Raw genomic sequence first — 18,750 nt, 5'->3', positions numbered from 1 at the left:
TGCGCTGCATCTCTCTTATAACCCCAGCGAAACATGCTGGGAGTCGCTGCCATGACCGGAGAATTGTCGCCTATCGACAAGGCCAAGTTTGTTGCCGCCAAGCGGTCGGTGGATTTCGTCGAGGACGGGATGCGCGTGGGCCTTGGCACGGGATCAACCGCTGCGTGGATGGTGCGCTGTCTGGGGGAGTTGGTGCGCGAAGGCGGTTTACGCATTCGCGGCGTGCCCACATCGACGCGCACCGCCGAATTGGCGCGCGAGGTCGGAATCGAGGTGATCAGCCTTGATGAGGCCAAGTGGCTGGATCTGACGATTGACGGGGCGGATGAGTTTGACAGCAATCTCAACCTGATCAAAGGCGGCGGCGGCGCGCTTCTTCAGGAAAAGATCGTGGCGACCGCGAGCGACCAGATGATCGTGATCGCCGATGTCGGCAAAGAGGTCGAAACCCTGGGCGCGTTTCCTCTTCCGGTCGAGGTGATCCCGTTTGGCTGGCAGACCACGAAATCGCTGGTCGAGGAATTGCTGATCAACGTAGATGTGCTGGGGCGGACCGCATCCCTGCGGATGAACGGCGCGCGGCCCTTTATCACCGATGAGGGCAATTACATCATCGACCTGCATCTGGGCCGGATCGGCAATGCGCATCAGCTTTCGATGGCGCTCAATCAGATGCCGGGGGTGGTGGAGAACGGGCTATTTCTTGATATCTGCGATGTGGTCATTCTGGGCTATGGTGACGGGCGGGTCGAGACACGCGACATCAACGAGGGCACAGTCGAGGAAGATCGGCTTGATTTCGTCGAGACCGACAATCTCTTTCGCGACTTGACAGACTGAGGGGCGGGCATGGCGTTCGACTATGATCTTTTCGTGATCGGTGGCGGTTCAGGTGGCGTGCGGGCGGCGCGGGTCGCGGCGCAGGGCGGCGCGCGCGTGGCGCTGGCCGAAGAGGACCGCTATGGCGGCACCTGTGTCATTCGCGGCTGCGTGCCGAAAAAGCTGATGGTGTTTGCGTCAGAATATCGCGGGGCGATGGCGGATGCGCAGGCCTATGGCTGGACCGTGCATGCGGGCGGGTTTGACTGGGGCACATTCCGGGGCAAGCTGCATGCGGAACTGGACCGGCTCGAAGGCGTCTATCGCGGTATCCTGAACAACAACGGGGTCGAGACCTATGACAGCCGGGCACGTCTGGTCGATCCGCATACGGTCGAATTGGCGGATGGCACGCGCAAGAGCGCCAAGCATATCCTGATCGCCACCGGCGGGCGGCCCGTGAAACCGGATCTGCCGGGGGCCGAGCATGCGATCACCAGCAATGATATTTTCCATCTGGAGACGCTGCCCAAGTCGATCCTGATCATTGGCGGCGGCTATATCGCCTGTGAATTCGCATGTATCCTCAATGGGTTGGGGGTGCAGGTCACGCAATTCTATCGTGGCGCGCAGATCCTGCGCGGGTTTGACGAAGAGGCGCGGGGGTTGGTCTCGGACGAGATGATCGCCTCGGGGATCACGTTGCATCTGGGCACTAATATCGAGAGCATGGAGCAGGTCGAGGGCGGCTATCGAGTGACCGGCACCAACGGCAGCGAGGCCGTGTTCGAGCAGGTGATGTTTGCCACCGGGCGCGCGCCCAACACCGAAAATCTGGGGCTGGAGGCCGCAGGCGTGGCCATAGGGCGCAAAGGCGAGATCGTGGTGGATGAGTATAGCCAGACTGGCGTGCCGTCGGTCTATGCGATTGGCGATGTGACCGACCGGGTTAACCTCACGCCAGTGGCAATCCGCGAGGGGATGGCCTTTGTCGAGACCGTGTTCAACGGCAACCCGACGCCGGTCGATCACGCGCTGATCCCGACGGCGATCTTTACCCAGCCCGAGATGGGTACGGTGGGGCTGAGCGAAGAGGCGGCACGCGAACAAGAGCCGATCGAAGTCTATGCGACCTCGTTCCGCCCGATGCAGAGTGCCTTTGCCGGGCGGGCGGATCGGGTGCTGATGAAACTGATCGTGAGCCAGCAAAACCGCAAGGTTCTGGGGTGTCATATCGTAGCACCCGGCGCAGGGGAAATGATCCAGCTTGCGGGCATTGCCGTCAAGATGGGGGCGACAAAAGAGGATTTTGACCGCACCGTGGCGGTGCATCCGACCATGTCGGAAGAACTGGTAACGATGAAAACGCCTGTTCGGACGACTTGATTTTTCGCCTGTACTGCACAGGTTGTGAGACAAGCCGGGGAACGGCAGAACAACAAGGGAAGACATACGTATGGCTGGAAACTCTGGCGGCCCATGGGGCGGCGGCGGAAATTCGGGCGGCGGCGATGATCGCGACCGCAAAAACGGGGGCGGTCGCCGCCCCCCCGAAGGCGGTCCGCAACTGCCTGAGATCGACGAGCTGGTACGCAAGGGTCAGGATCAACTGCGCGTTCTGATGGGCGGACGCGGTGGCGGCAATCGCAGCGGCGGTGGCACGGGCGGCGAAGGTGGCCCGCAATTGGGCAAGGGCACGATTGGTCTTGCGGTTCTTGGGGCGGTGGCGCTCTGGGTCTTTGCCAGCGTCTACACGGTCAAGCCTGAGGAGCAGTCGGTCGAATTGTTTCTGGGCGAGTATTACAAAACCGGAAATCCGGGTCTGAACTTTGCCCCTTGGCCGGTGGTCACGGCGGAAATTGTCAATGTGACCTCGGAACGGACCGAGGATATCGGACGCAGCACCGGCGGGCGCGAAGGCGGTCTGATGCTGACCACCGATGCCAATATCGTCGATATCGGCTTTCAGGTGGTGTGGAACATTTCCGATCCGGGCAAGCTCTTGTTCAACATCCGCGATCCGCAATTGACGGTGCAGGCGGTGTCGGAATCCGTGATGCGCGAAATTATCGCGGCGTCCAATCTGGCGCCCATTCTCAACCGTGATCGTGGGATCATCGCTGATACGGCGATGCAGAATATTCAGGAATCTCTGGATGAATATAACAGCGGGATCCGAATTGTCCGGGTCAACCTCGACAAGGCCGATCCGCCGCGCGAAGTGATCGACAGCTTCCGCGAAGTGCAGGCCGCCGAGCAAGAGCGTGACAGGCTGCAACGTCAGGCGGATGCCTATGCCAACCGGGCGCTGGCCGAGGCCCGCGGTCAGGCCGCACAGATCCTGGAGGATTCAGAGGGCTACCGCGCCCGTGTGGTCAATGAGGCACAGGGTGACGCGAGCCGGTTCACCTCGGTTCTGACAGAGTATTCCAAAGCGCCGGATGTGACGCGCAAGCGTCTGTATCTGGAAACGATGGAGCGGGTTCTGGGCGATATCGACAAGACCATCCTGGACAGTTCGATTGTCGGGTCAGAGGGCGGTGGCAATGGTGTCGTGCCCTATCTGCCGCTGAATGAGCTGCGCCGCACCACGACAGGTCAGGGGAACTAAGAACATGACTAAATTTCTAATTCCGTTTGTGGTCATTCTGGGCTTTTTGGGCCTGTCCTCGGTCTATGTGGTTGATGAGCGCGAAAAGGCGCTGGTTTTGCAGTTTGGCCAGATCAAATCCGTTCAGGAAGAACCCGGCCTGTCGTTCAAGATCCCCTTCATTCAGGAAGTGGTGCGCTATGACGACCGCATCCTGTCGCTGGACACTGAAACGATCGAGGTCACGCCGTCAGATGACCGGCGTCTGGTGGTTGATGCCTTTGCCCGTTACCGGATTGCGGATGTGGTGCAGTTCCGGCAGGCCGTCGGTGTGGGCGGATTGCGGGTGGCAGAGGACCGGTTGTCGTCTGTTCTCAATGCGCAAATCCGCGAGGTTCTGGGGGCCGATCAGGTCACTTCAGACACAATTCTGTCAGAAGATCGCCGCGAGTTGATGCGCCGCATTCAGCGCCAGGCGCAACGCAGCGCCGAAGGTCTGGGTCTGGATGTCGTGGACGTGCGCCTGAAACAGACCAACCTGCCCGAGCAGAATCTTGACGCCACCTTTGCCCGGATGCGGGCCGAGCGTGAGCGGGAAGCCGCCGACGAGATCGCGCGTGGTAACGAGGCGGCGCAGCGGGTGCGCGCGCTGGCGGACAGAACCGTGACAGAGACACTATCGGATGCCGAGCGCGAAGCGCAGGTGATCCGAGGCGAGGCCGATGCCGAGCGCAGCGCAATCTATGCCGGGGCCTATGGGCAGGACCAAGAGTTCTATGCCTTTTACCGGTCTCTTGAAGCCTATGAAAAAGCGCTGAGCGGCAGCAATTCTTCGATGGTAATGACGCCAGATAGCGAATTCTTTGACTATTTGCGGTCAGGAACCGCGCCAGAATGATCGAAACCGCGCTTTTGGCGTTGGGACTGGTGCTTATTGTGGAGGGGCTGGTCTATGTGCTGGCCCCTTCGCTTGTTGAACAGATGCTGCTCGCGCTGACGTCGTTGCCGATTGAAGCGCGGCGGCTGATGGGGGCGATTGCGCTGGTTCTGGGCTTGATCCTTGTCTGGGCGGCCAAGACCCTTGGCGCTTGATTTCGCCCAAACAAAGCAGTCACATGACCGTGACGTGATATTGCATCCTTTGCGATCTGGCACGAGGCACCTACATTCAAGAGGAAGAGCGGTGCGCGTGTGCCGCCCGATGTACGAACCAAGGGAGATATTGGTGTGAGCCCCCAAACGATTTCCGAAACACGATCCATTCCGCAAGGCCTGCGCGCGCTATGGGTCATGGCCCTGATGATGGGCTTCTTGATAGCGCAGGCGATCACGGCACAGGCGCGGCCCGACAGTTTTGCCGATCTGGCCGACAAGATCAGCCCGGCAGTGGTCAACATCACCACCTCGACCGTGGTCGAGCGGCCTTCTGGCCCCTCGCCCATCGTTCCCGAAGGATCGCCCTTTCAGGATTTCTTCGACCAATTCCGTGAACGTCAGGGCGAAGGCAACCGGCCACAGCGCTCGTCTGCGCTGGGCTCCGGCTTTGTGATTTCCGAGGATGGGTTCGTGGTGACGAACAACCATGTGATCGAAAGTGCCGATGAGATCATCATCGAGTTCTTTTCCGGAGAAACTCTGGCCGCAGAAGTGATCGGCACCGACCCCAAGACCGATATCGCCCTGCTCAAGGTCAAGGCGGAAAAGCCCCTGCCCTATGTCAGCTTTGGCGACAGCGACACCGCACGGGTGGGTGACTGGGTGTTGGCCATGGGCAACCCGCTGGGTCAGGGGTTCTCGCTCTCGGCAGGGATCGTTTCGGCGCGCAACCGCGCGCTGAGCGGCACCTATGACGATTACATCCAGACCGACGCGGCGATCAACCGGGGCAACTCGGGCGGACCGCTGTTCAATCTCGACGGCCAGGTCGTAGGGGTCAACACTGCGATCCTCAGCCCCACGGGCGGCTCGATCGGGATCGGCTTTTCCATGGCGTCGAACGTGGTCAAGCGGGTGGTCGATCAGTTGCAGCAATTCGGCGAGACGCGGCGCGGCTGGCTGGGTGTCCGCATTCAGGATGTGACAGCAGATGTCGCCGAGGCGATGGGGCTGGAGAAGGCCGCAGGCGCGCTGGTGACGGATGTGCCCGAGGGCCCTGCCGCAGAGGCGGGCATGATGGCAGGCGATGTCATCCTGTCCTTCGACGGTCAGGACGTAACCGACACACGCAGCCTGGTGCGCACCGTGGGCAACACTGAGGTCGGCAAGACCGTGCGCGTGGTTGTGTTCCGTGAGGGCAAGACCACCACGCTCAAGATCACACTGGGCCGCCGAGAAGAGGCCGAAGGCGCGATTCCTGTGGCGCAGCCCGGCCCGGACAACCCCGCAGCACCGGTCGAAAAGACCATTCTGGGCCTGACTCTGACGCCGCTCAGCGACGAGCTGCGTGATCAACTGGAGCTGGACAACACGGCCAAGGGTTTGGTTGTGATCAATATAGATGAATTGTCGGAGGCCTATGAAAAAGGCATGCGCGCGGGCGATGTGATCACCGAAGCCGGTCAGCAAAAGGTGGCGAGCCTCACGGATCTGGATGAGCGGATCGCAGAGGCCAAGGACGCGGGCCGTAAATCGCTACTGATGCTGGTCCGCAGTTCCGGCGATCCGCGGTTCGTGGCGCTGTCGATTGAAGACGTCAAGTAAGCTTGGCTCTTGAAACAGGAAAAGGGCATCCCGGTTGGGGTGCCCTTTTTCGTTTGGGCAGGGCGCGACGATCTGCAACAGACGGGTCGCACCCCTTGCCCCCTGCCCCTTTGCCCCTTGTCCCTTACCCCCGCTGCCCTAGCGCTTGCGCCGTGCGCCGGGGGTCTTGGCATGAAAGCCGGGCGGACGCTGTGCCACCCAATCAATGAATTTCACCAGACGTGGATGGGCCCGCAAGGCCTCGATGGTTGCATAATTGCGCGCAAGCTCTGCCTCAGTCAGAGTGGCGTGAATCTCGTTATGGCAAATCTGATGCAGACGCACGACCGGACCGCCCTTGCCACCTTTGAGCTTGGGGACAAGGTGATGAAGGCTCTGGCGCGCCTCGGGCGGGATCGGGCGCTGGCAGAGCGGGCAAATCGGCATTTCCGTCAGTTTGACTTGATCCTTGTGCAGCCTGCGGGCAAGAGGATGGCGCGGTTTGGTCAAAAGGCAAGGGGTGTGTGATGGACGGACAGCCGGAGATCATCGGGCAGGCGATTGGATTTGCCATGCAAGGCTGGGATTTGGCCAAGGGCTGGCTCTTGAGCCCCGCAGCTTGGTCGCAATTCGCGCTGTTGGTGGTGGCCTGGCTCTTGGCGGTGGCGATCAGCCGCCGGGTGCGCCCGGCCCTGAGCCACCTGCTGATGCCCGCCGCCGGACAAGAGGGCATGATCACCTCGACGCGGCGTTTCTTGCTGATGTTCCTGCCATTGTTGATGCCGATTCTGGCCTATGGCCTGACCGGGGTTGGCGAGGGTGTAACACGCCAGATCTTTGGCTCGGGTGATGTGATCGCCTTTGGCAAGCGGCTGTTTTTGGTCCTCGCGGCGCGGATCTTTGTAGGCGAAATCCTGACTGATCCATTCCTGCGGATGCTGGGGCGTTATGTGCTGATGCCTGTTGCGCTGCTCTATCTCTTTGACCTGCTTGGATTGGCCAATGAACGGCTGGCGGCGATTTCCGTTGATCTGGGCAATATAAGTTTCTCAGCGCTGGCGCTGATCCGTGGGGCGGTGTCAGGGACGTTGCTCTTTTGGCTGGGGCGGTGGTCCAACAGCCAGTCAGAGGATTTCATCAAGCGCCAGCAGGAATTGCGCCCCGCAACGCGCGAACTGGCGATAAAGGCCAGCCAGATCGTGATTTTCGGCGCAGCCTTCCTGCTGCTTATGTCGATCATGGGGATCGACCTGACGGCGATTGCGGTTTTGGGCGGCGCCTTGGGTGTTGGGATCGGCCTGGGGCTGCAACAAATCGCGGCGAATTTTGTCTCAGGCGTCATCCTGCTCTTGGAGGGGCAGACGACGGTGGGGGATTTCGTGGTGCTCGACAACGGGGAAGAGGGCACCATCGTCAAGATGACCGCCCGCGCCGCCATTCTAGAAACGGTGGACGGACGCTGGATCGTGGTGCCGAACGAGGATTTCATCACCTCTCGCGTGGTAAACTATTCGGATGCGGGCAAAAGGCACCGTTATGAGGCGGCTTTCTCAGTGAGCTATGATACCGATATCAATACAATCCCGGCGATAGTCGAGACGGCAGTCGCGGCAGTCGCGGCAGTGCTGTCCAACGGGAAATTCGCCCCCGAATGCGAATTGAAAGCCTTTGGCGAAAGCGGGGTGGATTTCTCGGTTGAATATTGGGTCGAGGGGATCGAGGACGTGACCGGCAAGTATCAATCAGACGTGCTGTTTTCGATCTGGAACGTGCTGCGCGCGCATGGCGTAGAGATGCCCTATCCGCAGCGGGTGGTGCATCACCGAGGATTGGCTGGCACAGCAGCCCCGGCCGCATGAGCGACGCGCTGGTCATCGGGGCTGGGCCTGCGGGCCTGATGGCGGCGCAGGAGATGGCGCAGGCGGGTCTGCGCGTGGTGGTGGCCGAGGCAAAACCCTCGGTCGGGCGCAAGTTTCTGATGGCCGGAAAATCCGGGCTGAACCTGACCAAGCAGGAGCCCTTCAAGGCGTTTCTGGCGGCCTATGGCACCCGCGCCGAGGCGCTGCGCCCGATGCTTGCCGCCTTTGGGCCCGAGGCCGTGCAGGATTGGGCCCGAGGGTTGGGTCAGGACACATTTGTCGGCAGCACGGGCCGGGTTTTTCCCAAGACCATGAAAGCCTCGCCGCTCTTGCGCGGTTTTCTGGCAGAGTTGCACGGCTTGGGGGTCGAAATCCGCACCCGCTGGCGCTGGCGCGGCTGGGACGGCGGCGCGGTGTTCGACACGCCGGAGGGGGAGCAGGTGGTCAACCCGCAGGTCACGGTGCTGGCCTGTGGCGGCGCAAGCTGGGCGCGGCTGGGATCGGATGGCGCATGGGCGCACTATGTCGAAGCGCAGGCATTGGCGCCGTTTCAGCCTGCAAATATGGGATTCTTGGTTGATTGGTCACCCCATATGACGGGGCATTTCGGCAGCCCGGTAAAAGGTGTGGAGCTACAGGCCGGGCCGCTGCGATCACGCGGAGAGTTCGTGATTTCGGCGCAAGGGCTTGAGGGGGGCGGTCTCTATGAGGTGAGCGCCGCGCTGCGCGACGGCGCGCCACTGGTGCTGGACCTCTTGCCGGATCTGAGCGTGGGGCAGATTTCCGAACGATTGGCGCGGGGCAGAGACAGTGACAGCCTCAAGAACCGGTTACGCAAGGGGCTGAAACTTGATCCGGCCAAGCTGGCGCTGGTGATGGAATTTGGCCGTGGCTCCGAAGATTTATCCAGTATGCTCAAAGGTTTGAACGTGCCTCTGACAGGTCCGCGCCCGATGGACGAGGCGATTTCGACCGCAGGCGGGCTGCGGTTCGAGGCGCTGGACGCGGGGCTTATGCTGCGCGCGCGCCCCGGCGTGTTTGCCGCCGGGGAAATGCTCGATTGGGAGGCACCGACAGGCGGCTATTTGCTGACCGCCTGTCTTGCCACCGGGCGTTGGGCTGGCCGCCATGCGGCGGCCTATGCTCAGGACAGCACCGAGGCGCGCTGACAGGCCGGGCGCGCCGCCATCACCGCCAGATAATCCGTCAGCTTTGCGCCCGGATCGGGAAATCCGGCCTTGCCCGCCCACATCAGGCAATGCGCCAGCAGGATGTCCGCGATGGTCATGGTCTCGCCTTGCAGAAAAGGACCGGTGAAAGCCTCGGACAGCCGCGCGATATTGCGGGCATATTCCCATTTGAGCGACTCCTTGACGGCGGGCACACGGTGCTCTTCGGGCAGGACAAAGCTATGGCGGGCGGCGGTCCAGAGCGTGCCGTCGATTTCATCAAGAATTTGATGCGTCAACGCATCCTGACGCGCCCGCGCGACGGTGCCGGGGGCATGGGTCAACTGCCCATGCTTGTCCGCAAGATAGGTCATGATCGCGGTGGAGTCGGTCAGCACTGCATCGCCATCGCGCAGTGCCGGGATCTTGCCCGATGGGTTGGCGGCCAGCGCCTCGGGTGATCCGGGCGCGACGGCCAGATGGTTGTAATCCACACCCATTTCCTCAAGCAGCCAGAGCACACGAAAGGCCCGGCTGGCCCGAGAGCCAATGACGTCATACATGAGATTTTCCCTGTTCGGTTTACATTGCCGCACCATTGCGCAAAGACCGGGCCAAGGCAACGGGGTCGGCATTCACCCCCTCTCTATGATCACGAAGGCGCGTGCGGGAATGGTCTTGGGCTGACGTTGGCCTCAGACCCCATTGGACGGTTTCAAGGCCTTAAAGGCACCGCAGATCACCGCGCCCCTGCCAACATCGCCAGCCGGATCAGCGCACGCTCGACAAGCGCCATTTCAGGGGCGCGTTGGGCGGCGGACCGCAGGGTGAGGTCGGTATCTGTCAGGATGGTGAGCGCCTGTTGCAACCGCTCCGGCCCCCAGCCCTGCGCCTGCCGCAGCATGCGGTCGCGACGCGGCCCGAAAATTGGCGGGCGCATGCGGGCAATCCCCTGTGCCGCCCCACCGGGATCCGAGGCGGCGGTGTAGAGCGCGCGAAAATGCCGGGTGGCCCCGATACACAGACCAACGGGCTGGGTGCCCTGCGCCTTCAATCGCCGCATCACCGGGCCGATTTCAGCAGAGCGCCCCTCGGCCACGATATTGAGGATGTCATCAAGATCAGCCTCAGTCGAGGCAGGGGCGCAAGCGGCGATGTCCTCGGCCCCAAGCGGCGTGGCATCGCCCAATTTATAGAGCGCCAGTTTCTCAATGGTCTGGCGAAAGTCACCGGGATCAAGATCGCGGGCAAGTGCCGTCAGATCGGCCATGACCGGCCCCGGCACATCGCGCAGCCCGGCGCGGGTGAGCGTCGCCTCGATTTCCTCGCGGGTGGGGGGATCATCGTAAATCCCCACCGCATAGGCATTGGGGTGGCTCTCAAACGCCTTACGGATCTTTGAGGCGGCTTTAAGCGCGCCTGCCGTGACGATGATCTGGGCATCCCCCGCCTGCCAGTCGGCGAGCGCCGCAAGGATGGCATCGGCGGCGGTGTCATTCGCGTCCTCGACAAAGGCGGCGCGGGGTCCGGGAAAGAACCCTTGCGCCTTGACCGCATCCATCAATGCGGCCGGGTCCTTGCGCAGATCTCCGGCAGGCATCCGGGTGAGGCGCATTTCGGCGTCCGCCGTGGGACCAAGAAGAGCGGCCAGCATTTCCTGACGCTTGAGCGCCACGCGCATGGCGTCCGCCCCATAGATCAGAAGGCCCGTGCGATGCGCCTCGGGACGGGCGAAATAGCGGGAGGCATCGCGCGGCGAAAGCTTCATTCCGAGAGAGCGGGAGCTGCGGCCAACAGGCGGGTGAGCAACTGATCGGCAAGGATCGACATCAACCGCGCCTCGGCGTCGCGCTCGGCAGCCTGCACCGCCACGGTCGTACCGGTTGCGGAATAGCCGGTAAAGCTGTTGACGTCACCCGAGGTGACAAGGGCACCGCTCTCGACATCGCGCAGGCTATAGACAACCTGACCCAACACGTTGAAGCGCGAGGCCACATTGTTGCGATTGATCGCCATGGGCTGTGTCGTGAGGGTAATTTTGTGGCTGAGCGTATAGCGAGGGTGCGCGGCACGGCCAAGGCGCATCTCGATTTCTTGGGTCAGCAGATAGGCCGCGCGGGTGTCTGGAGCATCCACAACGACCCGCCCCATCAGCGCCTGCCCTGCCCCGCCCGGCCCGTAGGCCGGCGCGAATCCACAGGCAGACAGCAGGCCAAACCCGCACAGCAGGCCTGACAGCAGCAGAAGGCGGCGGTTATACGACGACATTCACGATCCGTCCGGGGACGACGATGATCTTTTTGGGCTGGGCCCCATCCAGCGCCTTGAGCACAGCATTGTGGGCCAGCGCCAGTTTTTCAACCTCGGATTTCGGCATATCGGCAGGAACCGTGATTTCGCCACGCCGTTTGCCGTTGATCTGGATGGGCAGAATGACGGTATCGTCGATCAGCATGGCCGGATCGGGCGTGGGCCAGAGCGCGGTCGCGACAAGCCCCTCTCCCCCCAGCATAGCCCAGACATCTTCGGCAAGATGGGGCGTCATCGGCGACATGAGCTGTCCCAACGTCCGGGCCGCACTGGATTTCGCCGCCTGACCCGCCTGCGATTTGGCGAGCGTGTTGGTAAAGGCATAGAGCCGCGCGATGGCAGCGTTAAAGCCGAAACTGTCGATGCCCTTGGTCACCTCGTCGATGCATTTGTGCATCTCGCGCAAGAGCGCCTCATCGGCCTCTGGCGAAGGGTCGGCGGGGGTTGCCGCGATCTCGGCGGCAATACGCCAGACGCGGGAGAGGTGGCGATGTGCCGCCTCGGCCCCAGAGGCGGTCCATTCCACGTCACGCTCGGGCGGGCTGTCCGACAGGACAAACCAGCGGGCGGTATCGGCGCCATATTGCGCGATGATGGTCGAGGGATCGACGACGTTCTTCTTGGATTTCGACATTTTGGCGGAGGGGATGATCTCAACCGCCACGCCATTGGCAAGTTTGCCGTCCGTCACCTCTTCGGGCAGGTGATAGACCGGACGGCCCGCCGCGTCGCGGGTCTGGTATATCTCATGCGTCACCATGCCTTGGGTGAACAGCGCATCGAACGGCTCGATGGCTTTGTCCGGCAGATGCCCGGTGATCTGCATCGCGCGGGCAAAGAAACGCGAATAGAGCAGGTGCAGGATCGCATGTTCGATGCCGCCGATATACTGATCGACATTCATCCAATACTCGGCCTCTGCCAGATCGGTCGGGGTCGCGGCATGCGGCGCGGTAAAGCGGGCGTAATACCAGCTTGAATCGACAAATGTGTCCATCGTGTCGGTCTCGCGTCGGGCGGGCGCACCGCAGCGCGGGCAGGTGCAGTCACGCCATGTGGGATGGCGGTCCAGCGGATTGCCGGGCGTATCAAAGGTGACATCGTCGGGCAGGCGGATGGGCAGGTTTTCCTTCTTTTCCGGCACCACGCCGCAGGTGTCGCAATGCACCACCGGAATCGGACAACCCCAGTAGCGTTGGCGACTGAGACCCCAATCGCGCAGGCGGAATTTGGTCACGCCCTGCCCCACGCCATTTTGTTCGCAAAAGTCGATCGCCGCATTGACGCCCGTCTCGCCGGTCTGGATGTCCTCACCGGCGACGAGCCGCGTATAGCGGACACGTTCGGATTTGAGGGGCACATAGGGGGCGGCCTGAATGTCATGCTCGGCATCGACCGGCAAGAACGTGTCGACGATGGGCAGATCGTATTTGCGCGCGAAATCGTGGTCGCGCTGGTCATGGCCCGGACAGCCGAAAATCGCACCTGTGCCGTAATCCATCAGGATGAAATTGGCGATATAGACCGGCAATTCCCAAGCGGTGTCGAACGGGTGGCGCACGCGCAGGCCAGTATCAAAGCCCAGCTTCTCGGCCTTCTCGATGGCCTCGGCGGTGGTGCCCCCCTTGCGCGCCTCGGCGCAGAAGGCCGCGACATCGTCACGCTCGGCCTCAAGCCGTTTGGCGAGCGGGTGATCGGGGGAGATGCCAACAAAGCTGGCCCCCATCAGAGTGTCGGGGCGGGTGGTGTAAACCTCGATGCGGTCATGGCCATCTGGCCCATCCAAGAGGCCAAAGGCAAATTGCAGCCCGCGCGATTTGCCGATCCAGTTTTCCTGCATCAGCCGCACCTTGGCGGGCCAGTTGTCGAGGCTGTCCAGCGCCTCTAGCAGTTCTTCGGCAAAGTCGGAGATGCGAAAGAACCATTGCGTCAGCTCGCGCCGTTCCACATCCGCACCCGAACGCCAGCCCTTGCCGTCGATCACCTGTTCATTGGCCAGCACGGTCATATCGACCGGGTCCCAGTTCACCACCGCATTCTTGCGGTAGACCAGCCCGTGTTCGAGGAAATCGAGGAAAAGCGCCTGTTGCTGGCCGTAGTATTCGGGATCACAGGTGGCAAATTCGCGCGACCAGTCGATTGAGAGGCCCAGCGGCTTCATCTGGGCACGCATGTCGGCGATGTTGCCGTAGGTCCAGTCCTTTGGATGGCCACCGCTGGCCATCGCGGCATTCTCAGCGGGCATGCCAAAGGCGTCCCACCCCATCGGGTGCAGCACATTATGCCCGGTCGAAATCTTGTAGCGCGCCACCACGTCACCCATGGTGTAGTTGCGCACATGCCCCATGTGGATGCGCCCCGACGGATAGGGGAACATTTCCAGCACATAATATTTGGGCCGAGTCTGATCGCGGCGGGCGCGGAATATCCCGGCCGAATCCCACTCGGATTGCCATTTCGCTTCGACGTCACTGGCTGAATAGCGCGACATGGGGCGAGCCTCTTGCTGATGCTGTTGTTGCAGGGGGTGATAGGCGCTTGGTGCGCGCGGGTCCAGTGGGCAGGCGCAAAAATGCGGGGGGTTTGCGCGGGCGAAGGGGCGGATTATAACCGCTGAGGTCAGAACCAGTACGGATCACCATGAAAATCCTTTTCATCCATCAGAATTTTCCCGGCCAATACAAACATCTGGCCCCACTTCTGGCGCGGCAGGGGCATGAGTGTCTGGCGCTGACGCTGCGGGTCAAGGAGGCGACCAAATGGCAGGGGGTGCAAATCCTCCCCTATGCTCTGCCCAAGCGGGAGGGACAAAGCCTGCACCCGTGGCTGGTGGATCTGGACAGCAAGGTGACGCGCGGCGAGGCCTGTTGGCGGGCCGCGATCAGGCTGCGCGAACAGGGCTATACGCCCGATCTCATTCTGGCGCATCCCGGCTGGGGTGAGTCGCTGTTTCTGCGCGATGTCTGGCCTGAGGCGCGGATGGGGCTCTATTGTGAGCTGTATCATCTGGCAGGATATCCGCATCTGAATTTCGATCCCGAATTTGCAGCCAAGAACACCGAGGCCGAAGCCCTGCGCATTCGGATGAAAAACATCAACAACCACCTGCATTTCGAGGCCGGTCATGCCGGCATTAGCCCAACACGGTTTCAGGCGGATACCTTTCCCCTGCCGTTCCGCGAACGGATCACGATCAGCCATGACGGCATCGACACGGTTCAGGCCGCGCCCCTTGCAGATGTGCGGCTCAGCATCGAGGGGCAGTGCGATGTGACCCGCGCCGATGAGGTGATTACCTTTGTAAACCGGAATCTGGAGCCTTATCGCGGCTATCACATCTTTATGCGCGCGCTGCCGCGCCTGTTGCGCGAACGGCCAAATGCCAAGGTGCTGATCGTCGGCGGCGATGAGGTAAGCTATGGCGCGCGCGCCCCCAAGGGGCAAACATGGAAGCAGATTTTCATCGACGAGGTCCGCGGCCGTATTTCCACGCCCGACTGGCAGAGGGTGCATTTCCTTGGCCGAATTCCCTATGACCAGTTCCTGCGGCTGTTGCAGGTCAGCCGCGTGCATGTCTACCTGACCTATCCCTTTGTCCTGAGTTGGTCCTTGCTGGAGGCGATGTCCTGCGCGGCGGCAATCGTGGCGGGCGATACCGCCCCGGTGCGTGAGGTCATCACCCATGGCGAAACCGGGCGGCTGGTGGATTTCTTTGACCGTGAGGCGCTGGTGAATGAGGTCTGCGCGCTGTTGGAGGATGCAACAGAGCGGGCGCGGTTGGGGGCCAACGCCCGAGAATTGATCCGCACGCAGTATGATCTGCGCACCATCTGTCTGCCGCGTCAGATGAGCTGGGTCGAGGGGCTGGCTTCGGGTAAGTGATCCTGCGCGCAGAGATCGTGATCCGCCAATGAGGCCAGCACATAGCAGTCGCGCGAGGTGCCGGTCCCGGTGCAGCCCCCGGTGATCCGCGCAAGCTCTGCCTCAAGCGCGCGCAGGCGGCGGATTTTCTGGCGCACCGCCTCTAGCTGGACCTGCGCAATTCGGGTGGCCGTCGTACAGGCGCGATCTGGGTGGTCCTGCAACTCGATCAGCGCGGCGATGGCGTCGAGCGCGAATCCCAGATCGCGGGCGTGGCGGATAAAGCCCAGCCGTTCCAGTTCTGCGCGCCCATAGCGCCGCTGATTGCCCGCGCTGCGCAGAGGGGCGTCGAGCAGACCACGGGTTTCGTAATAGCGAATGGTTGGCACCTTGACCCCGGTGCGCCGGGACAGATCGCCGATCGACAAAAACATCGAACATCCCTCTTGAAGCTCTAGTCGCTAGAGAGATTACATTGCCCGTGATGCAAATGCAAAGGAGGCCCCGGAATGGCGGGATGTTGTGGCCATGACGCCCGGTTTGACGGGATGTCAGCAGCCTATAAGCGGCGATTATGGATCGTGATCGCGATCAACGCGACGATGTTCGCGGTGGAAATGTTCGCGGGGCAGGCGGCGCAGTCGCAGGCGCTCAAGGCCGACGCGCTGGATTTTCTGGGCGATGCGCTGACCTATGGGCTGTCCTTGGCTGTGATCGGCATGTCCGTACAGGTGCGGGCCACCGCGGCGCTTTTCAAGGGGTTAAGCCTGATGACGATGGGCATCTGGGTGCTGGGCGCGACGGTTTACCGGGTGTTCTATCTGGGCGTGCCCGAGGCCGGGATCATGGGCAGCATCGGATTTCTGGCGCTGGCCGCCAATGTGACGAGCGTGCTCTTGCTCATGGCCTACAAGGATGGCGATGCCAATGTCCGCTCGGTCTGGCTGTGTTCCCGCAATGACGCGATCGGCAATGTTGCGGTGATGGTCGCGGCATTGGCCGTTTGGGGGGCCGCCTCTGGCTGGCCCGACCTGATTGTCGCCGGGGTCATGGCCACGCTTTTTGTCAACTCCGCACGCCAGATCATCCGGCAGGCGCTGGATGAACGGCGTCGCGCCTAGCGGCTGCTTAGAACCGGGCGGCGTTGATACGCAATTGCCGGGCACGGTTGAGAATCGCATCCTCGACCGCACGCTCGGTCGCCGCGTCAACCGCACCGCTCCGGGTTTGCAGCGCGACGTTGAGCGCGCGGGCATCCAGAGCCGGATCGCTGATCAGGATGGTCGCTCGGTACGCCTGACCACCGCCCGGCGGGGTGCCATAGCCGGTGGAAATTACGCCGGTAAAGGGATCAGCCGCCTCAATCGGCAGGAAATCCAACACCTGAAGCGACGCAGTCCAGAGAAAGCGGTTGACCTTGACGGTATCCTTGGCGCCGCGAAACGCATCAAAGATCGAGCCATCATCGGCCGCAGCCTGTCTTTCGCGTCCGCCTTTGACACGCATCGCCTCGGGGTCGAGCTTGGCGTTCTTAAACCCGCCGCAGCCGCTCAGAAGCACGAGGCAGGCCGCGGTCAGGCCGACGATCTTGAAACGCGAGTGGGTCATGGCACCGTCCGGGATTGTTTCCATCTCTACTATCCAAGCCGGGCCGAAGGGGCAAGCCGTTTGACAGTTTGTCGCGCACTTGTGCCGGCACTGTGCGCTGTGGCATGCAGGGCGCAGGCAAGATGAGGAAATAGTCATGGGTCTGAGCGAAATCAAAGCACTGGTGGACAAGGCCTGCGCCGCAGCAGGGCGCGCGCCGTCCGAGGTGGAATTGATCGCAGTATCCAAGGTGCAACCCGAGGACCGGGTCGCCGCCGTACTGGACCAAGGCCACCGCGTCTTTGGTGAAAACCGGGTGCAAGAGGCGGCAGGCCGCTGGCCGCCGTTTCAGGAACGCTATGACGGAATCGTGCTGCATCTGATCGGGCCGTTGCAGAGCAACAAGGCACGGCAGGCGATGGAGATGTTTCAGGCGATCCACTCGGTAGACCGCCCCAAAATCGCACAGACCATCGCGCGGCTGGCGCAGGAGATGGGCCATTGCCCGGAGCTGTTCTTGCAGGTCAACACTGGCGAAGAGCCGCAAAAGGCGGGCGTTTTGCCAGACGCCGTGGACGGGTTCGTGGCCGAATGCCGCGCGCTCGACCTGCCGGTTCAGGGGCTGATGTGCATCCCGCCGGTGGACGAAGAACCAAGCCTGCATTTCGCGCTTCTGGCGAAAATGGCGGCGCGCAACGGGCTAAAGGGGCTGTCGATGGGCATGAGCAGCGATTTCGAACGTGCCATCGCGCAGGGCGCCACACATATTCGGGTCGGGTCTGCGATCTTTGGCGAGCGGGATTACGGCTGAAGTCACATTAACTTTCGTTTGTCAGGATGGGCGCAGCAGGCTACGCTTTTTGTGTTGCGACTGTCTGAACTGGAGATTGAAAATGCGCCTTTTATCGCTTTCACTTGCCGCGCTTGCGCTGTCCGCAACTACGGCGGCGGCAGAGTTCACGATTTCTTTTGAATGGGGCGATATCCCCGCTTGCCGCTCTGGAAATCCCAACACGGTCGGAAGCCCCGCCTTTGTTCTGCGCGGGGTCCCGGCTGGTACCACGTCAATCGAGTTTGCGCTCAAGGATCGCGATGCGCCAAATTACAATCACGGCGGCGGACGGTTGAAAATCGGCAGCGATGGGCAATTGCCGTTCGGCGCTTTCAAATACAAGAGCCCATGCCCGCCGGGCGGGGTGCACACCTATGTCTGGACCGCGACGGCGCGGGCCAACAAAAAGGTTCTGGCGCGCGCCACTGCAAGCCGCAAATATCCCGAGTAAGCCTAGCGCGACCGCACAATCAGCCGCGCACCAAAGGTGATCTGGCCTGCGATTTGGAGCAGGTGATCGGGGCGCAGCCCGATGCAGCCTGCCGTGGGATAGCCCGGACGCCGCCAGCGGTGGATGAAAATGCAGGACCCGCGCCCACGCTCGGCCTGCGGCCAGTTCCAATCGGTGATCAGCACCAGATCATAGAGCGGATCGGCGCGGCGCAGCGCCTCGTGGCTATGCAGATAGGGCGCGCGCACCATGAGGTTGTAATCCTCATGCTCTGGATCATCCGACCACAGATCACCGGGGCGGATCGGCACCGCCCAATCGCTGGGCCGCGCCATGCGGTCAGGGCGATAGAGCAGGCCCACGATGCGATGCACGCCTACGGGCGTCGCCCCGTCGCCTTCGCGCTTGCATGCCGATATCCCACCGCGCCCGATGGTGCAGGGATAGCGGCGCCCGCGAAACCGCAGGCCAAGTCGGGTGAGAACCAGATCGTCGGGTGTCATGTGCCCTGTTCTGCCCTATCGGCCGAGGCCAGAAAAGCATGATTCGCAGGCATGGGTTTCTTCTTGGCAAAATACCCGAACTCCACCACG

The 18,750-nt window shown here is 62.0% G+C and carries 21 protein-coding genes; 13 read left to right on the top strand and 8 right to left on the bottom strand.

Annotation, left to right across the window (positions count from 1 at the left end; genetic code table 11):
- Positions 1–51 precede the first annotated feature (51 nt).
- The 6 genes from rpiA (at position 52) to ACN0SW_RS00290 (ending at position 6,109) form a co-directional block, all read left to right on the top strand.
- Positions 52–840, top strand: a complete 789-nt coding sequence (gene rpiA / locus ACN0SW_RS00315) for a ribose-5-phosphate isomerase RpiA (protein ID WP_417725890.1) — start codon at positions 52–54, stop codon at positions 838–840.
- Positions 841–849: 9 nt separating this feature from the next.
- Entirely contained in the window at positions 850–2,205 is a 1,356-nt protein-coding gene (gor, locus tag ACN0SW_RS00310) for a glutathione-disulfide reductase (RefSeq protein ID WP_417725889.1), read from the top strand.
- A gap of 70 nt (positions 2,206–2,275) precedes the next feature.
- On the top strand, positions 2,276–3,430 hold the full coding sequence (gene hflK / locus ACN0SW_RS00305) for an FtsH protease activity modulator HflK (protein ID WP_417725888.1): 1,155 nt from the start codon (positions 2,276–2,278) through the stop codon (positions 3,428–3,430).
- A 4-nt stretch (positions 3,431–3,434) separates the two neighbouring features.
- Positions 3,435–4,307 (top strand): protease modulator HflC, encoded by an 873-nt coding sequence (hflC, locus tag ACN0SW_RS00300; protein ID WP_417725887.1) that lies wholly within the window; start codon positions 3,435–3,437, stop codon positions 4,305–4,307.
- Entirely contained in the window at positions 4,304–4,501 is a 198-nt protein-coding gene (locus ACN0SW_RS00295; RefSeq protein ID WP_417725886.1) for a DUF2065 domain-containing protein, read from the top strand. Before hflC ends, ACN0SW_RS00295 begins: the two co-directional genes overlap by 4 nt.
- Positions 4,502–4,699: 198 nt before the next feature.
- Positions 4,700–6,109 (top strand): Do family serine endopeptidase, encoded by a 1,410-nt coding sequence (locus tag ACN0SW_RS00290; protein WP_417726307.1) that lies wholly within the window; start codon positions 4,700–4,702, stop codon positions 6,107–6,109.
- A 138-nt stretch (positions 6,110–6,247) separates the two neighbouring features.
- On the opposite strand, the gene ACN0SW_RS00285 is transcribed toward ACN0SW_RS00290, so the two are convergent.
- Entirely contained in the window at positions 6,248–6,505 is a 258-nt protein-coding gene (locus tag ACN0SW_RS00285) for an HNH endonuclease (protein WP_417726306.1), read from the bottom strand.
- Here ACN0SW_RS00285 and ACN0SW_RS00280 point away from each other — a divergent pair.
- From ACN0SW_RS00280 to ACN0SW_RS00270, 3 genes are read left to right on the top strand one after another with little or no spacing between them, the layout of a single operon-like run.
- On the top strand, positions 6,422–6,616 hold the full coding sequence (locus tag ACN0SW_RS00280; protein ID WP_417726323.1) for a hypothetical protein: 195 nt from the start codon (positions 6,422–6,424) through the stop codon (positions 6,614–6,616). The genes ACN0SW_RS00285 and ACN0SW_RS00280 overlap by 84 nt on opposite strands.
- Positions 6,616–7,947 (top strand): mechanosensitive ion channel family protein, encoded by a 1,332-nt coding sequence (locus ACN0SW_RS00275; RefSeq protein WP_417725885.1) that lies wholly within the window; start codon positions 6,616–6,618, stop codon positions 7,945–7,947. Before ACN0SW_RS00280 ends, ACN0SW_RS00275 begins: the two co-directional genes overlap by 1 nt.
- Positions 7,944–9,116, top strand: a complete 1,173-nt coding sequence (locus ACN0SW_RS00270; RefSeq protein WP_417725884.1) for a TIGR03862 family flavoprotein — start codon at positions 7,944–7,946, stop codon at positions 9,114–9,116. Before ACN0SW_RS00275 ends, ACN0SW_RS00270 begins: the two co-directional genes overlap by 4 nt.
- On the opposite strand, the gene ACN0SW_RS00265 is transcribed toward ACN0SW_RS00270, so the two are convergent.
- The 4 genes from ACN0SW_RS00265 to leuS form a co-directional block, all read right to left on the bottom strand.
- Complete coding sequence (locus tag ACN0SW_RS00265; protein ID WP_417725883.1) at positions 9,092–9,679, bottom strand: glutathione S-transferase family protein; 588 nt, start codon at positions 9,677–9,679, stop codon at positions 9,092–9,094. The two genes, ACN0SW_RS00270 and ACN0SW_RS00265, sit on opposite strands and share 25 nt — an antisense overlap.
- A 176-nt stretch (positions 9,680–9,855) precedes the next feature.
- Positions 9,856–10,884, bottom strand: a complete 1,029-nt coding sequence (gene holA, locus ACN0SW_RS00260) for a DNA polymerase III subunit delta (protein WP_417725882.1) — start codon at positions 10,882–10,884, stop codon at positions 9,856–9,858.
- Complete coding sequence (lptE, locus tag ACN0SW_RS00255; RefSeq protein WP_417725881.1) at positions 10,881–11,384, bottom strand: LPS assembly lipoprotein LptE; 504 nt, start codon at positions 11,382–11,384, stop codon at positions 10,881–10,883. The genes holA and lptE overlap by 4 nt, the downstream gene beginning before the upstream one ends.
- Positions 11,371–13,917, bottom strand: coding sequence for a leucine--tRNA ligase (gene leuS, locus ACN0SW_RS00250; RefSeq protein WP_417725880.1), 2,547 nt, complete (start codon positions 13,915–13,917; stop codon positions 11,371–11,373). The genes lptE and leuS overlap by 14 nt, the downstream gene beginning before the upstream one ends.
- Before the next feature lie 149 nt (positions 13,918–14,066).
- Between leuS and ACN0SW_RS00245 the strand changes: the two genes are divergently transcribed.
- Positions 14,067–15,308, top strand: coding sequence for a glycosyltransferase (locus tag ACN0SW_RS00245; RefSeq protein WP_417725879.1), 1,242 nt, complete (start codon positions 14,067–14,069; stop codon positions 15,306–15,308).
- On the opposite strand, the gene ACN0SW_RS00240 is transcribed toward ACN0SW_RS00245, so the two are convergent.
- Positions 15,269–15,721 (bottom strand): MerR family transcriptional regulator, encoded by a 453-nt coding sequence (locus tag ACN0SW_RS00240; protein ID WP_417725878.1) that lies wholly within the window; start codon positions 15,719–15,721, stop codon positions 15,269–15,271. The genes ACN0SW_RS00245 and ACN0SW_RS00240 overlap by 40 nt on opposite strands.
- 75 nt (positions 15,722–15,796) lie before the next feature.
- Between ACN0SW_RS00240 and ACN0SW_RS00235 the strand changes: the two genes are divergently transcribed.
- On the top strand, positions 15,797–16,408 hold the full coding sequence (locus ACN0SW_RS00235) for a cation transporter (RefSeq protein ID WP_417725877.1): 612 nt from the start codon (positions 15,797–15,799) through the stop codon (positions 16,406–16,408).
- A 7-nt stretch (positions 16,409–16,415) separates the two neighbouring features.
- Here the strand turns inward: ACN0SW_RS00235 and ACN0SW_RS00230 are convergent, their stop codons facing one another.
- Positions 16,416–16,895 (bottom strand): DUF3576 domain-containing protein, encoded by a 480-nt coding sequence (locus ACN0SW_RS00230; protein ID WP_417725876.1) that lies wholly within the window; start codon positions 16,893–16,895, stop codon positions 16,416–16,418.
- A gap of 136 nt (positions 16,896–17,031) precedes the next feature.
- On the opposite strand from ACN0SW_RS00230, the gene ACN0SW_RS00225 reads away from it, so the two are divergent.
- Positions 17,032–17,685, top strand: a complete 654-nt coding sequence (locus ACN0SW_RS00225) for a YggS family pyridoxal phosphate-dependent enzyme (RefSeq protein ID WP_417725875.1) — start codon at positions 17,032–17,034, stop codon at positions 17,683–17,685.
- An 82-nt stretch (positions 17,686–17,767) separates the two neighbouring features.
- Entirely contained in the window at positions 17,768–18,157 is a 390-nt protein-coding gene (locus ACN0SW_RS00220; protein WP_417725874.1) for a hypothetical protein, read from the top strand.
- Positions 18,158–18,159: 2 nt separating this feature from the next.
- Here the strand turns inward: ACN0SW_RS00220 and ACN0SW_RS00215 are convergent, their stop codons facing one another.
- Positions 18,160–18,660 (bottom strand): L,D-transpeptidase family protein, encoded by a 501-nt coding sequence (locus tag ACN0SW_RS00215; protein ID WP_417725873.1) that lies wholly within the window; start codon positions 18,658–18,660, stop codon positions 18,160–18,162.
- Between the last annotated feature and the right edge of the window lie 90 nt (positions 18,661–18,750).

The organism is Roseovarius sp. (assembly GCF_048262375.1).
Classification (GTDB): Bacteria; Pseudomonadota; Alphaproteobacteria; order Rhodobacterales; family Rhodobacteraceae; genus Roseovarius.
Note: the sequence above shows the minus strand (reverse complement) of the source record. Positions and strands in the feature narration are given on the sequence as shown.